This window comes from Streptomyces sp. NPDC051567, assembly GCF_044454165.1.
Classification (GTDB): Bacteria; Actinomycetota; Actinomycetes; order Streptomycetales; family Streptomycetaceae; genus Streptomyces.
This window is the reverse complement of sequence record NZ_JBITDK010000028.1, coordinates 72,419-86,347: the sequence shown is the minus strand read 5'-3', so window position 1 is coordinate 86,347 and position 13,929 is coordinate 72,419. Positions and strand designations below refer to the sequence as shown.

Genomic DNA, 13,929 nt, shown 5'->3' with positions numbered 1-13,929 from the left:
GTTGCCGCGGGCGCGCGGGCGCGCCCCGAGGCTGCGGGGGGGCGGCGGCCCCCCCCCCCGCGCCCCCCCCGCGGGGGGGGGGCGGCGGCCGCCCCCCCCCCCCCCCCCCCCCCCCCCCCCCCCCTTCATGTCCGGCCGGGCATGGTGCGCCGTGCTGCCCGGTCCGGCCTTCCGGCCCGCCAGGGGCGGTGTTTCACGTGAAACGGGCGGTCGTTTCACGTGAAACAGGAGCCGTGTTTCACGTGAAACACGGCTGCCCTCCGTCCTCCGCCCTCCGTCCTCCGCCCTCCGTCCCCCGCTCCTACGTACCGCGCGGCGGCAGTGGGGGGCGGCGGAGGTCCGGTACGTCCGTGTATCCGGGCGGCTGGAGGGCCGGGTCCTGCTCCAGCAGCTCCAGAGCCAGTTCCACGGCGTCGTCGAGCTGCGCGTACCGTCCCTCCGCCCAGTCCAGCGGGGTGCGCAGGATCTCCAGGTCCGGTTCCACGCCGTGGTTCTCCACCGACCAGCCGTACTCCGGGAACCAGGCGGCGTTCATCGGCACCGTGATCACCGAGCCGTCGCCGAGGGTGTGACGGCCGGTCATCCCGACGACCCCGCCCCAGGTGCGCTGGCCGACCACCGGGCCCAGGCCCAGCAGCTTGAAGGCGGCGGTGATCATGTCCCCGTCGGAGGCGGTCGCCTCGTCGGCGAGCGCGACGATCGGGCCCCGGGGCGCGTTGGAGGCGTAGGACACCGGCTGGGCGTCGCGGGTCAGGTCCCAGCCGAGGATCGAGCGGGTCAGTTTCTCGATCACCAGCTCGCTGATGTGCCCGCCCGCGTTGCCGCGCACGTCCACGATCAGCGCGGGCCGGGACATCTCCCGGCGCAGGTCGCGGTTGAACTGGGCCCAGCCCGAGCCGCCCGTGTCGGGGATGTGGAGGTAGCCGCACCGGCCGCCGCTGAGGTCGCGGACCACCGCGCGCCGTTTGGCCACCCAGTCCTGGTAGCGCAGCGGCCGTTCGTCGACGAGCGGGACGACCGCGACCCGGCGGGCCGGGCCCCCGCCCCGGGCGCTCTCACCCTGGGCGGCCCCGTCCTCGGTGAGTTCCGGGGGGCCGTTCCCCGTCGGTGGTCGGAAGGTCAGCTCGACCGTGGTGCCGCCCGCCGCCGCGAGCAGCGGGAACGGTCCGGCCACCGGGTCCACCGGCCGGCCGTCCACATGGGTGAGGGCCGAGCCCTCCCGGATGCCGGTGCCCGCCAGCGGGGAGCGGGCCTTGGAGTCGGAGGACTCGCCGGGCAGGATGCGGCCGATCACCCAGCTCCCGTCCCTGGGCACGAAGTTGGCGCCGAGCAGCCCGATGGCCCGCTGGTAGTGGGGCGGGCCCTCGTTGCGGCGCGCGGGGGAGACGTAGGCGTGCGAGGTGCCCAGCTCGCCGAGGACCTCGCGCAGCAGGTCGGCGAACTCGTCGGGGGAGGCGACCCGTTCGACCAGGGGGCGGTACTGGCGCAGGACCGCGTCCCAGTCGATGCCGCACATCCGGGGTTCCCAGAAGTAGGCGCGGATGAGCCGCCCGGCCTCGTCGAACGCCTGGCGCCACTCCGCGGCCGGGTCCACCTCGTGCAGGATGCGCCGCAGGTCCAGGTGGACGGTGGAGTCGCCGTCGCCCGGCTCGGTCGCGGGGACGGCCCGCAGCTCGCCGTCCTCGTTGACCACGAGCCGGGTGCCGTCGCCGCTGACCGCGAACCAGTCCAGCCCGGAGGCCAGTTCCGTCCTGCGGGCCTTGGTGAGGTCGAAGTGTTCCAGCGTCGGCCTGCCGCTGGTGTCGGCCGGGTTGGCGAAGGTCTCGCCGAGGGCGCCGGAGATCGGCCACCGCAGCCAGACCAGTCCGCCGCCGCTGACCGGGTACAGGGCCGAGTACTTCGACGCGGGCACCGGGAACGGCGTCACCCGGTTCTCCAGCCCCTCCGCCTCCACGGTCACCGCCCCGTCGCCGGTGTCCCCCTCGACGGGGTCGAGCCCGCCGGCCGCAGGGCGTCCGTCGGGCGAGAACGCGAACGGCGAGGGGGTCGCGGAGGAGAGCGGGACCAGGTACGGGCGGCAGCCCAGCGGGAAGGACAGGTCGCCGGTGTGGACGTCGTAGACCGGGTCGAAGCCGCGCCACGACAGGAAGGCCAGGTAGCGGCCGTCGCGGGTGAAGACCGGGTTCTCGTCGGCGAAGCGGCCGTTGGTGACGTCCAGGACGACGCCCGCTCCGGGGCCGGAGATCCGGGCCATCTTGATCTGCCGCAGGGAGCGCCCGATGCCCGGGTGCGACCAGGTCAGCCAGGCCCCGTCGGGGGAGAACGCCAGATCGGTCACCGGCCCGTTGATGGACCGGATCAGCTCGGTGACCCCGCCCCGGGACCCCTCAGGCTCCCGGGAATCCGGGGAATCCGGGGACGGCTCCCCGGGCGCCTCGGGCTCCTCCTCCGTCGCGTCGACGAGGAGCAGCCGCCCGTCGTGGGAGGCGACGGCGAGCCGCTCCCCGTCCGGGTCGGAGACCAGTTCGAGGACGCGTCCCAGGCCGCCGGAGACGGGCCGGCGCGGCTCCCGGTCCCCGGAGGCGCGGGGGAGGTAGGCGATCTCGATCGCGTCCTCGCCCTCCGCGTCCGTCACGTAGGCGACCTGCCCGCCGCTGCCGAGCATCTCGGGCAGCCGCACCCGCACGCCCGGGGTGTCGGCGATGGTCCGGGCCGGGCCGTCGCGGTGGGTCAGCCAGTAGAGGCTGCCGCGTACGACGACGGCGCTGGCCCGGCCGGTGGTGTCGACGGAGAGCGAGTCGACGTTGCTGGCGGCGGAGACCTGGTAGGGGCGCCGGCCCGCGCGCGGGCCCCCCGGCCGGACCGCGAGCCTGCGCGGGACGGCGTCCGGTGCCAGCGAGTCGACGAGCCAGAGCTCGCCCGCGCACTGGTAGACGATCCGGGAGCCGTCGCTGGAGGCGTGCCGGGCGTAGAACTCGGCGTGGTCGGTGTGGCGGCGCAGGCCGGTGCCGTCGGGCAGGCAGGAGTAGAGGTTGCCGACGCCCTCGTGGTCGGAGAGGAAGGCGATGCGCCCGGCCACGAACATCGGGGAGTCCAGGTGGCCGCCGATGCCCTCCAGCAGCCGTTTCCCGTGCAGCCACAGCCGGCCGGTGGCGCCGCCCCGGTACCGCTTCCAGGCGGCGGGCTCGTGCGGCGGCCTGCCGGTGAGCAGCAGGGTGCGCCGCTCGCCCCCGCCGCCCCCGCTGTCCTCGTCGTGGACGGCGATGTCGCCGACGGGGCCCCAGGGCAGGCGTCCGCCGGGGCCGCCGTCGGTCGGGAGGCTGTAGGCCCAGGAGAAGTAGGAGAAGGGCTGGCCGTGCGAGGAGACGGCCAGGATGTCGCTGCGGCCCTCCTCGTCGGGCGGGGTCCAGCCGCAGACGCGGGTGTCGGAGGCCCCCCAGTGGCTGAGCCGGCGGGCCGGGCCGCCGTCCACGGGGACGAGGTGGATCTCGGGGTCGAGGCTGCGCCAGGTGGTGAAGGCGATGTGCCGGCCGTCGGGGGAGAAGCGCGGGTGGCCGATCCGGGTCCGGTCGACGGTGATCCGCCAGGCCCGGCCGGGGGCGCGCCCCTCGGGGACCAGCGGGGCGACCCACAGGTCGTCCTCGGTGGCGAAGCACAGCAGGTCGTCGTGGAGGTGCGGGAACCGGAGGTACGCGGCGTCGTGACTCACCCCCTCATGCTTTCCGCGCCGGGGTGGCCGGGCAACTCGTACAAGTGACTCATCGCACCGCTGGACCGGTGCCCGCCCCACCACTGGCCCGGTGGATCAGTGACCCATCTCACCGCCGGATCGAAACGGAACGGTTTCGTTCTCTTGGTGGGGGCGGGTAGGGTCGTGCCGTACGAAACGGTCTCGTCCGGTGAGGAGGGTGCGGAGATGAGCGCAGCGGAGACGCCGGTGACGGCGCCGTCACGGCGCAGCCGGATCACCCCCGAACGGGAGGCCGAACTGCACGCGGCGGTCCTCGACCTGCTGCGTGACGTCGGCTACGACGCGTTGACCATGGACGCGGTCGCCGCCCGTACGAAGTCCAGCAAGGCCACCCTCTACCGCCAGTGGGGGAGCAAGCCGGAGCTGGTCGCGAAGGCTCTGCGGTGCACCCAGCCGGTCTCCCTGGGGGAGATCGACACGGGCAGCGTGCGCGGGGACTTCACCGTCATGATCGAGCACTCCGACGACGATCAGATGGCCAAGGACACCGCGCTCATCCGGGGTCTGGCCCACGCCGTCCACGAGAGCCCCGCGCTCCACAAGGCGCTGCGGGAGCTGCTGGTCGACCCGGAGATCAACGGACTCCAGGTGATGCTCCAGCGCGCGGTGGACCGGGGCGAGATCGCCCCGGACTGTCCGGCCCTGGACTTCGTCCCGCACCTGCTCATCGGGGCGTTCATCGCGCTCCCGCTGATCGAGGACCGGTCCGTGGACCGGTCCTTCCTCGGCGACTTCATCGACGCGGTGGTCTTCCCCGCCCTCGGCGTCTGATCCGTTCCGTCCTCCCCGCACCACCGGACACCCGGAGTTCCGCACCCACGGACCCGGAGCCGTCCTTCCGCTGTTCCTGACACGCCGCTCTCGTCGTCGGGCCGGCACCCCCATGCCTGATGCCCTGATCCGTCCCACGACCCGAACGGGAGAACCACGACGTGGCCACCTTCCTCTACCGACTCGGCCGGGGCGCCTTCCGGCGCCGACGCCTCGTCGCCCTCGTCTGGGTGGCGCTGCTGTTCGTCGCCGGCTTCGGCGCCGCCACGGCGTCCGCGCCGACCTCCGGCTCGTTCTCGATACCCGGCACGGAGGCCCAGAGGGCCTTCGACCTGCTGGACAAGCGTTTCCCGGGCATGGCCGCCGACGGCGCCACCGCCCGTGTCGTCGTCAAGGCCCCGGCGGGCGCCAAGGTCACCGACCCGGGCCCCAAGTCCGAGGTCGAGAAGATGATCTCCGGGCTGAAGGACGGCCCCGGCGCCGCGCAGATCGTCTCCGTGGACGACCCCTACGCCACCCAGGCCGTCAGCCAGGACGGCTCCACCGCCTACATCAGCGTCAAGTACGACGTCAGCGGCATGGAGCTGAAGGACGCCACCCGCGAGGCCCTCACCGGCACCGGCAAGGCGGCCCAGGACCAGGGGCTCACCGTCGAGATCGGCGGTGACGCGCTGATGGCGGCGCCCGAGACGGGCTCCGGCGAGATCATCGGCATCATGGTCGCCGCGATCGTCCTCGTCATCACCTTCGGCTCCCTGATCGCGGCCGGGCTGCCGCTGCTGACCGCGCTGATCGGCGTGGGCATCGGCATCTCCTCGATCACCGCGCTCGCCAACGTCCTCGACCTCGGCTCCACCACCTCCACCCTCGCGATGATGATCGGCCTCGCGGTCGGCATCGACTACGCCCTCTTCATCGTCTCCCGCTACCGCGCGGAGCTCGCCGAGGGCCGCGAGCGGGACGAGGCCGCCGGGCGGGCCGCCGGAACCGCCGGCTCCGCCGTCGTCTTCGCCGGTCTGACCGTGGTCATCGCCCTGGTGGGCCTGGCCGTCGTCAACATCCCGATGCTGACCAAGATGGGCTTCGCCGCCGCCGGGACCGTGGTCCTCGCCGTCCTGGTCGCCCTCACCCTCGTCCCGGCCATGCTGGGCTTCGCGGGCAAGAAGGTCCTGCCGGCCGGAACGAAGAGCAAGCTCTTCGGCAAGGGCGGCAAGGGCGGCAAGGGCAGCAAGGGCAGCGAGAACAGCAAGAGCGGCAAGAGCGGCAAGGGCGAGCAGCAGGAGGGCGGGGCCGAGAAGCCCAACGCCGGTACCCGCTGGGCCCGCTTCGTACTGCGCCGCCCGGTGACCGTGCTGCTGGCCGGTGTGATCGGCCTCGGGGCCATCGCCATCCCGGCGAGCCAGCTGGAGATGGGCCTGCCGGACGACGGCGCCCAGCCGGTCTCCACCACCCAGCGCAAGGCGTACGACCTGCTCTCCGAGGGCTTCGGCCCCGGCTTCAACGGCCCGCTGATGGTGGTGGTCGACGGCGGCAAGGAGATCGCCGACGGGACCGCCGACCGGATCAAGGGCCTGGAGGGCGTGGTCGCGGTGACCCCGCCGCACCTCAACGAGGCCGGCGACGCCGCCGTGATCAGCGTCATCCCGAAGGACCGCCCCTCCTCCACGCAGACCGAGGACCTGGTCCACCAGATCCGCGCGGGCAGCGGGGACGACGTCCTCGTCACCGGCGCCACCGCCATGAACATCGACTTCTCGCAGAAGATGAACGACGCGCTGCTGCCCTACCTGGCGCTCGTGGTCGGTCTCGCCTTCCTGCTGCTGATGCTGGTGTTCCGCTCGGTCCTGGTCCCGCTCAAGGCGGCCCTCGGCTTCCTGCTCTCGGTCGTCGCCGCCCTCGGCGCGGTCGTCGCGGTCTTCCAGTGGGGCTGGCTCGCCTCGCTCTTCGGCGTCGAGCAGACCGGCCCGATCATGTCGATGATGCCGATCTTCATGGTGGGCGTCGTCTTCGGTCTGGCCATGGACTACGAGGTCTTCCTCGTCACCCGGATGCGTGAGGCGTACGTCCACGGCGAGCGTCCGGGCCAGGCCGTCGTGACCGGCTTCCAGTACAGCGCGCGGGTGGTCGTGGCCGCCGCCGTCATCATGATCGCGGTGTTCGCGGGCTTCATCGGGGCCAGCGACCAGATGGTCAAGATGATCGGCTTCGGTCTGGCCGTCGCCGTCTTCTTCGACGCGTTCGTGGTCCGCATGGCCATCGTCCCGGCGGTGCTCGCGCTGCTCGGGCACAAGGCGTGGTGGCTGCCGCGCTGGCTGGACCGGCTGCTGCCCAACGTCGACGTGGAGGGCGAGAGCCTGCGCAAGCACCTCGCGGCCACGGCCGGCACGGCGGACACGGCAGGCCCGACGGACTCCCCGGAGGACCCGGACAAGGGCCGCAAGCTGGTCAACGCCTGACCGAGGCCGGCACCGGCGCTGTCACCGGCACCGTTACCGGTGCTGTCACCGCCGCCGCACCGTCGTGACCCGTCGTACCCCGGCCCCGTCCCGCCTGACCACCAGGCGGGGCGGGGCCGGGCCCGTTACCCCGGGCGGGTGACGGGGGCGTACGTACGGCGCAGGAAGCGGCGCAGGGAGGCGATGTCGAACTGGACCACCGCGACCCCCTCGGGGGAGTGGAGCTCGACGACCGCCTGGACCCGGCCGCAGGGCCAGACGCGGACGTCACCGGTCCCGGTCGGGGCCTGGAGCCCCGCCTCCAGGAGGGCGCGGGGGAAGACCCACTCGTTGTCGGTGCCCTCGGGGGAGAGGCCCGGCGGGAAGACGATCCGCACGGCCAGCGGCTCGGCGGCGGCGAACCGCAGGGCGACCGGGATCTTGCGGTAGAGGGGGTCGTCGGTGACCACCCGGGCGCTGACGCGCTCCTCGACGACGGCGGCGACGGCCCTGGCGGCGGTGGCCGCCACCGCCAGGGCCGCCGTCGTGGTGGCCGCTGTCGCGGCTGCTGTGGCTGTCGAGGCGGCGGGGGGATTCTCGGCGGTCGCTGGCATCGACAGGACTCCTCGAAATCGAAACAAATGCGTGCATTTGCCTGTCCAGCCTCGCACACTCCGGCGGAACCGCATGGGTCTTTCTTTGACATCCCCGCTCTTGCCAACCGTTTGCAACAGCGCCCACTCTTGGGCGGCCGAAGCAGTTGTGAGGAAGCGGAGCGGCTCCATGCATGTGCCCGACGGATTCATCGACGCCCCCGTCTCGCTGGCCGCCGGAGCAGTGGCCGTCGCCGCCGTCGCCGTCAGCCTCCGGGGCGCCCGCCGGGAACTGGGGAGCCTCTCCCCGGACACCGGACCCGGAGGCCCGGGAGGTTCCGGGGGCACCGGAGGCCCGGGAGGTTCCAGGGGTTCCGGCGGCCCGGGGGGTCTCGGCGGGGGAGAACGCACCGCGCCGCTCGCCGGTCTCGTCGCCGCCTTCGTCTTCGCCGTCCAGATGCTGAACTTCCCCGTGGCCGCCGGGACCAGCGGCCACCTGCTGGGCGGGGCCCTCGCCGCCATCCTCGTCGGCCCCTTCACGGGCGTGCTCTGCGTCTCCGTGGTCCTGCTGATGCAGAGCGTCCTGTTCGCCGACGGCGGCCTGACCGCCCTCGGCGTCAACGTCCTCACCATGGCCGTCGTGACCGTGACCGTCGCCTACGCGGTCTTCCGCGGCCTGCTGAGACTGCTGCCCTCCGGCCGCCGCTCGGTCACCGCCGCCGCCTTCGCCGGAGCCTTCCTCTCCGTGCCCGCCGCGGCCGGGGCCTTCACCCTGCTCTACGCCCTCGGCGGCACCACCGACGTGCCCCTCGGCAAGGTCCTCACCGCCATGGTCGGCGTCCACGTCCTCATCGGCCTCGGCGAGGCCGCCATCACGGCCGCGACGGTCGGCGCCGTGATCGCCGTCCGCCCCGACCTCGTACACGGCGCGCGCGGGCTCGCCGCCCCGCTGACACTGCGCGTCGGCGGCGAGCTGGTCACCGCCCCGGCCCCCGCGCCCGCCCCGGCCGCCGCCCGTTCTTCCCGTTCCGCCCGTTCCACCCGGGCGGTCTGGACCACCGGCCTGGTCACCGCCCTCGTCCTCGCCGGTTTCGTCTCCTTCTACGCCTCCGCCAGCCCCGACGGCCTGGAGAAGGTCGCCGCCGACCAGGGCATCGACCGTGCCACCGGGGAACACGCCGCCGCCGGCTCCCCGCTCGCCGACTACAGCGTCAAGGACATCGGCGACGCCCGCCTCTCCGGCGGCCTCGCCGGGGTCATCGGCGTCGGCGCGACCGTCCTCGTCGGCACCGGGGTCTTCTGGACGGTCCGCCGCCGCCGCGCGGACCAGCACCAGCACCGGGACCGGGACCGGGACCAGGACCGGGACCGGGGCACCGGCACCGGCCCGGCCGCCACCCCGGCGGTCTGAGATGGGCGCGGGCCACGCCCACCAGCTCTACCGGCCCGGCGACTCCCCGGTCCACGCCCTGCCCCCGCACTGCAAACTCGCCGCCGTCCTCGCCTTCGTCCTGGTCGTCGTCTCCACCCCGCGCGAAGCCGTGTGGGCCTTCGGCCTCTACGCCCTCCTGCTCGCGGCCGTCGCCGCCCTCGCCCGCGTCCCGGCCGGGTACCTGCTGCGACGGCTGCTGATCGAGGTCCCCTTCGTCGCCTTCGCCCTGCTCCTGCCCTTCGTGGCCCAGGGCGAACGGACCGACGTCCTCGGCGCGCAGCTCAGCGTCTCCGGGCTCTGGGGCGCCTGGAACGTCCTCGCCAAGGGCACCCTCGGCGTGGCCGCCTCCGTCCTGCTCGCCTCCACCACCGAACTGCGGGCCCTGCTGCTGGGCCTGGAGCGGCTGAGGCTGCCGCCGCTCCTCGTCCAGATCGCCACCTTCATGCTCCGCTACGGCGACGTCGTCACCGACGAGCTGCGCCGGATGTCCGTCGCCCGCCGCTCCCGCGGCTTCGAGGCGCGCGGCGTCCGCCACTGGGGCGTGCTCGCCAAGACGGCCGGCGCGCTCTTCATCCGCTCCTACGAACGCGGCGAGCGGGTCCACCTCGCGATGCTCAGCCGCGGCTACACCGGCTCCATGCCGGTGATCGACGACATCGCGGCCACCCGCGCCCAGTGGGCGCACGCCGCCGCGCTCCCGGCGGCGGCGCTCGCCGTCCGCCTCCTGGGCGGGACGCTCTGACCGATGGGACGACGCACCCGTGAACCCTGCACCTGAACCCGCACCTGCACCTGAACCCGCGCCTGCCCCCGCAGCCGAACCCTCCCCCGTGCCTGTCCCCGTGCCCGTGCCCGCTCCGCCCGCGCCCTCCCTCGTCGTGGCGGGCCTCGCGTACGCCTACCCGGACGGCCACCAGGCCCTCTTCGGGGTGGACCTGACCGTCGGCCGCGGCGAGCGGGTCGCCCTCCTCGGCCCCAACGGCGCGGGCAAGACCACCCTGGTCCTGCACCTCAACGGCATCCTCGGCGGCGGCGTCGGCTCGGTCACCGTGGCCGGGCTGCCCGTGGACGGACGCCACCTCGCCGAGGTCCGGCGCCGGGTCGGCATCGTCTTCCAGGACCCCGACGACCAGCTCTTCATGCCGACCGTGCGGGAGGACGTGGCCTTCGGCCCGGCGGCGGCCGGACTGCGCGGCCCGGAGCTGGAGGCGCGGGTACGGGCCGCCCTGGAGCAGGTCGGCATGGCGGACTTCGCCGACCGGCCGCCGCACCACCTCTCCTTCGGCCAGCGCCGCCGGGTCGCGGTGGCCACCGTCCTGGTCATGCGGCCCGAGATCCTGGTCCTGGACGAACCCTCCTCCAACCTGGACCCGGCCTCGCGCCGCGAACTGGCCGACATCCTGCGCGCCCTGGACGTGACGGTGCTGATGGTCACGCACGACCTGCCGTACGCGCTGGAGCTGTGCCCGCGCGCCGTGATCCTCAGCGAGGGGGTCATCGCGGCGGACGGCCGCACCCAGGAGCTGCTGTGCGACGAGGCGCTGATGCGGGCCCACCGTCTGGAACTGCCCTTCGGCTTCGACCCGCGCTCCGTGACCGTGCCCGTGCCGGTGACCGTGCCGGTCCCCGCTGCCGTACGGGCGGCGGCAGCGGGCCCGGGACCTGGGACCCGTCCGGCATAAGTGTGCGGGCCACGGTGTTGGACCGCTCGTGGAGATCCAGGGTGAGGTGGCGGAGGGCTTCGAGGCCGTCCGGGACGCTTTCGTACGCAACTTCGAGGTGCTCGGCGACCGGGGCGCGGCCGTCGCCGTCCACCGGGACGGCCGCCGGGTCGTCGACCTGTGGGCGGGCAGCCGGGACGTGGACGGCGACGCGCCCTGGACGGCCGGCACGGCCCAGATCGTCCGGTCGGCCACCAAGGGCGTCGCGGCGGCCGTCCCGCTCCTGCTGCACCAGCGCGGCCTGCTCGACCTGGACGCGCCCGTGGCCGCCTACTGGCCGGAGTTCAAGGCGGGCGGCAAGGAACGCGTCCGGGTCCTGGACCTCCTCGCCCACCGGGCCGGGGTCCCGGTCCTGGACCGGGGCCTGACCCCCGCCGAGGCCGTGGACGGCCGCACCGGGCCCCGCGCGGTCGCCGCGCAGCGCCCCTTCTGGGAGCCGGGCACGGCCCACGGCTACCACGCGCAGACCTACAGCTGGCTCCTCTCGGAGCTGGTGCTCCGGGTCACCGGGGCCTCGCTGGGCCAGTGGCTGGCGCAGGAGGTCACGGGCCCGCTGGGCCTGGACTTCTGGATCGGCCTGCCGCAGGACCGCGCGGAGCGGGTGGGCCGGGTCGGGCCCGCCCCGGCCCCGCAGGGCACGGCCACGCTCCGGACCCGCCCGCGCAGGAACGTTTCGCAGGCGTACGCCGACCCGGACTCCCTCACCCGCCGCGCCTTCGCCGCGATCGACCCGCTGCCGGACGAGAACGACCCCGCCTACCGCGCGGCCGAACTCCCCGCCTCGGCGGGCATCGGCACCGCGCGCGCCCTGGCCGGGTTCTACGCGGCCCTGCTCGGCGACACCGAGGACGGCGCCCGCCTGTTCACCCCGCAGACCACGGCCCTGGCCGGTACGGAACTCTCCGCCGGGCCGGACCGGGTACTGGTCGTCCCGACCCGCTTCGGCCCGGGGTACATGCTGCACGGCCCGGCCTCCCCGCTGCTCTCCCCGGCCTCCTTCGGCCACCCGGGCCGGGGCGGCTCCCTGGGCTTCGCGGACCCGGCGGCGGGCATCGGCTTCGGCTACGTCACCAACGCCCTGGCCCCGTCGGTGACCGCCGACCCCCGCGCCCAAGCCCTGATCCGCGCGGTCCGCTCCGCACTCTGAGGGCGCGGGGCCGGGGCGGTCGGCATGCGAAGACCCCGCCACGGCGAGGTGCGCGCGGCGGGGTCCGGTGGGTCGCGGTCTCAGACGGCGCCGAGGGCGCCTGCCTTGATGCTCGTGGTGAACGAGGTGAAGGCGGCGGCGGGGAAGGTCAGGACCGGGCCGCTCGGGTCTTTCGAGTCACGGACGGGGACCACGTCGCGCGGGGCGACGAGGTTGGTGGCGACCTCGACGCAGTTGCCGCCGTTGTCGCTGTAGGAGGACTTGTACCAGCGGGGTTCGGTCGTGGTCGTCACGGTTGCCCTTTCGTAGCTGGCTGATGGTTGGGCCGTCAGCGGGTGCTCGCCTTGATGCTCGCGGTGAATGACGAGAATGTGGCGGCACGGAAGGTGAGCACCGGGCTGCTCGGGTTCTTGGAGTCGCGGACCGGGACCATGCCGCGCAGGGCGACGAGGTTGGTGGCGATCTCAACGCACTGGCCGCCGTTGTTGCTGTAGGAGGACGTGAACCAACGGGGGGATTCGGTCGTCACGGGGTGCCCTTTCATGCCTGGCGGATCATGCCCGCCTTGATGCTCGTGGTGAACGAGGTGAAGGCGGCGGCGGGGAAGGTGAGGACCGGGCCGCTCAGGTTCTTGGAGTCGCGGACCGGGACTACGCCGCGCGGGGCGACGAGGTTGGTGGCGATCTCGACGCAGTTGCCGCCGTTGTCGCTGTAGGAAGACTTGTACCAGCGGGGTTCGGTCGTGGTCGTCACGGTTGCCCTTTCATACCTGGCGGATCATGGCCACGGATGTCGCTCGGGGCAGAGCTTCAGCTCAGACGGCGCCGACGGTGCCGGCCTTGATGCTCGCGGTGAACGAGGCGAAGGCGGCAGAGCGGAAGATCAGCGCGGGGCCGTGGGGGTCCTTGGAGTCACGGACGGGGACCACGCCGCGTGAGGGGACGAGGTTGGTGGCGGCCTCGATGCAGGCGCCGCCGTTGTCGCTGTACGAGGACGTGAACCAGTGGGGGGCTTCGGTCGTCACGGGGTGCCCTTTCGTACCTTGTTGATCACGGACACGGATGCCTCTTGAGCGAGCGCGTGTGCCTGCAACTGATGGTAGTCGCCCAATATGGGTAGCACGGCTGCGGGTTCGCGTTCGAGGTGACCCCGCTGCGCGGACTCTGCGTACGACATGAGCGAGCGGTCCGGCAGCGTCAGGATGTACAGAGGCAGGTTGAACGGTCGACGTTCCCCCATGTCAAACGGAGCGATCTGGAGCACTGTATTCGGCAGTTCGACAAAGTCGACCAGCCGCGCCAACTGGGCTTCCATGACTTCGGGGCTGCCGATGGGGCGACGGATGCAGCCCTCGTCCAGCACCACCAGAACCAGTGGTGGTGGCGTCCGGATGAGCGCTGCTTGCCTCTCTGAGACGAGAGTCACCCGCTCGCGAGCTTGCTCGGGTGTGATCGCGCCCCGCTTGACGGCACTTTCAGCAAGGACGTTGGCGTAGTCCGGTGTCTGGAGCAGCCCGGGGATGACGCCGACTTCGTAGAGCCGGATCTCCGCCGCGCGCCCCTCGTGAGTGACGTACTCCGGGAACCCTTCCAGCAGTGCCGTGTGGCGTACGGCTTGGCTCTGGCGTACGAGCCTGTCTCCGGTGCCGAACACCCGGTCGGCGTTTGCTGAGAAGCGGCGGGTTGGAGGGCGTCGGCCAGTTTCTACGGCTGAGATATGGGTTCCGGAGCACCCCATGCGCTCCGCCAGCTCGTCCTGCGTCCAGCCGCGCTCATCCCGCAGTGTGCGCAGCCGCTGCCCGAACGCCGCCAGTGGTGATTTCTCGGGGTCCAGCTCTTTACGGTTCAACAGATACCACCCAACTCCCCGTTCAGAAGTTGCAAGTTGAAGATGATCCGACCCTAGACCACGCTGGGCACCCCTGGTAGCGGAATGGCTACGGAGAGGGATGGTCGGTGTCTTGTGGGAGGTCTGATGGCTGAGTACAGGCGTGGTCGGGGTGGGGCGGTGTTGCTGGCGCGGGGGTGGCCGGAGCATCGGTCGGAGGGGGATCTGCTGGCGCGGCTGGCGGTGCTCTTC

The 13,929-nt window shown here is 73.1% G+C and carries 13 protein-coding genes; 6 read left to right on the top strand and 7 right to left on the bottom strand.

All coding sequences use genetic code 11. From position 1 onward, the window contains the following. Positions 1-301 precede the first annotated feature (301 nt). On the bottom strand, positions 302-3,709 hold the full coding sequence (locus ACIA5F_RS25370) for a S41 family peptidase (RefSeq protein ID WP_399356707.1): 3,408 nt from the start codon (positions 3,707-3,709) through the stop codon (positions 302-304). 207 nt (positions 3,710-3,916) lie between these two features. Between ACIA5F_RS25370 and ACIA5F_RS25365 the strand changes: the two genes are divergently transcribed. After that, positions 3,917-4,522, top strand: a complete 606-nt coding sequence (locus ACIA5F_RS25365; RefSeq protein WP_399356705.1) for a TetR/AcrR family transcriptional regulator — start codon at positions 3,917-3,919, stop codon at positions 4,520-4,522. A gap of 161 nt (positions 4,523-4,683) precedes the next feature. Continuing rightward, positions 4,684-6,978, top strand: coding sequence for an MMPL family transporter (locus ACIA5F_RS25360; protein ID WP_399356703.1), 2,295 nt, complete (start codon positions 4,684-4,686; stop codon positions 6,976-6,978). A 125-nt stretch (positions 6,979-7,103) separates the two neighbouring features. Here the strand turns inward: ACIA5F_RS25360 and ACIA5F_RS25355 are convergent, their stop codons facing one another. Then, the gene (locus ACIA5F_RS25355) at positions 7,104-7,571 is read right to left on the bottom strand and encodes an SsgA family sporulation/cell division regulator (RefSeq protein ID WP_399356701.1); all 468 of its coding nucleotides are present in this window, start codon (positions 7,569-7,571) and stop codon (positions 7,104-7,106) included. Positions 7,572-7,740: 169 nt separating this feature from the next. On the opposite strand from ACIA5F_RS25355, the gene ACIA5F_RS25350 reads away from it, so the two are divergent. The 4 genes from ACIA5F_RS25350 (at position 7,741) to ACIA5F_RS25335 (ending at position 11,850) form a co-directional block, all read left to right on the top strand. After that, positions 7,741-8,961, top strand: coding sequence for an energy-coupling factor ABC transporter permease (locus ACIA5F_RS25350; protein ID WP_399356699.1), 1,221 nt, complete (start codon positions 7,741-7,743; stop codon positions 8,959-8,961). A 1-nt stretch (position 8,962) separates the two neighbouring features. Further along, positions 8,963-9,724, top strand: a complete 762-nt coding sequence (gene cbiQ, locus ACIA5F_RS25345) for a cobalt ECF transporter T component CbiQ (protein ID WP_399356697.1) — start codon at positions 8,963-8,965, stop codon at positions 9,722-9,724. Between the two features lie 88 nt (positions 9,725-9,812). Beyond that, a complete protein-coding gene (locus tag ACIA5F_RS25340; protein ID WP_399356695.1) occupies positions 9,813-10,664 on the top strand; it encodes an energy-coupling factor ABC transporter ATP-binding protein in 852 nt (283 codons plus the stop codon). Between the two features lie 28 nt (positions 10,665-10,692). Beyond that, the gene (locus ACIA5F_RS25335; RefSeq protein ID WP_399356693.1) at positions 10,693-11,850 is read left to right on the top strand and encodes a serine hydrolase domain-containing protein; all 1,158 of its coding nucleotides are present in this window, start codon (positions 10,693-10,695) and stop codon (positions 11,848-11,850) included. 80 nt (positions 11,851-11,930) lie between these two features. On the opposite strand, the gene ACIA5F_RS25330 is transcribed toward ACIA5F_RS25335, so the two are convergent. From ACIA5F_RS25330 to ACIA5F_RS25310, 5 genes are all read right to left on the bottom strand, one after another. After that, positions 11,931-12,143, bottom strand: a complete 213-nt coding sequence (locus ACIA5F_RS25330) for a DUF397 domain-containing protein (protein WP_399356691.1) — start codon at positions 12,141-12,143, stop codon at positions 11,931-11,933. 35 nt (positions 12,144-12,178) lie between these two features. After that, complete coding sequence (locus ACIA5F_RS25325) at positions 12,179-12,379, bottom strand: DUF397 domain-containing protein (protein ID WP_399356689.1); 201 nt, start codon at positions 12,377-12,379, stop codon at positions 12,179-12,181. Between the two features lie 11 nt (positions 12,380-12,390). Continuing rightward, complete coding sequence (locus tag ACIA5F_RS25320; RefSeq protein WP_399356687.1) at positions 12,391-12,603, bottom strand: DUF397 domain-containing protein; 213 nt, start codon at positions 12,601-12,603, stop codon at positions 12,391-12,393. 61 nt (positions 12,604-12,664) lie between these two features. Beyond that, positions 12,665-12,874 (bottom strand): DUF397 domain-containing protein, encoded by a 210-nt coding sequence (locus tag ACIA5F_RS25315; protein ID WP_399356685.1) that lies wholly within the window; start codon positions 12,872-12,874, stop codon positions 12,665-12,667. Beyond that, positions 12,871-13,701 carry a helix-turn-helix domain-containing protein gene (locus ACIA5F_RS25310; protein WP_399356734.1) on the bottom strand — a complete coding sequence of 277 codons (831 nt, stop codon included), beginning with the start codon at positions 13,699-13,701 and terminating at the stop codon, positions 12,871-12,873. The genes ACIA5F_RS25315 and ACIA5F_RS25310 overlap by 4 nt, the downstream gene beginning before the upstream one ends. Positions 13,702-13,929: the final 228 nt, after the last annotated feature.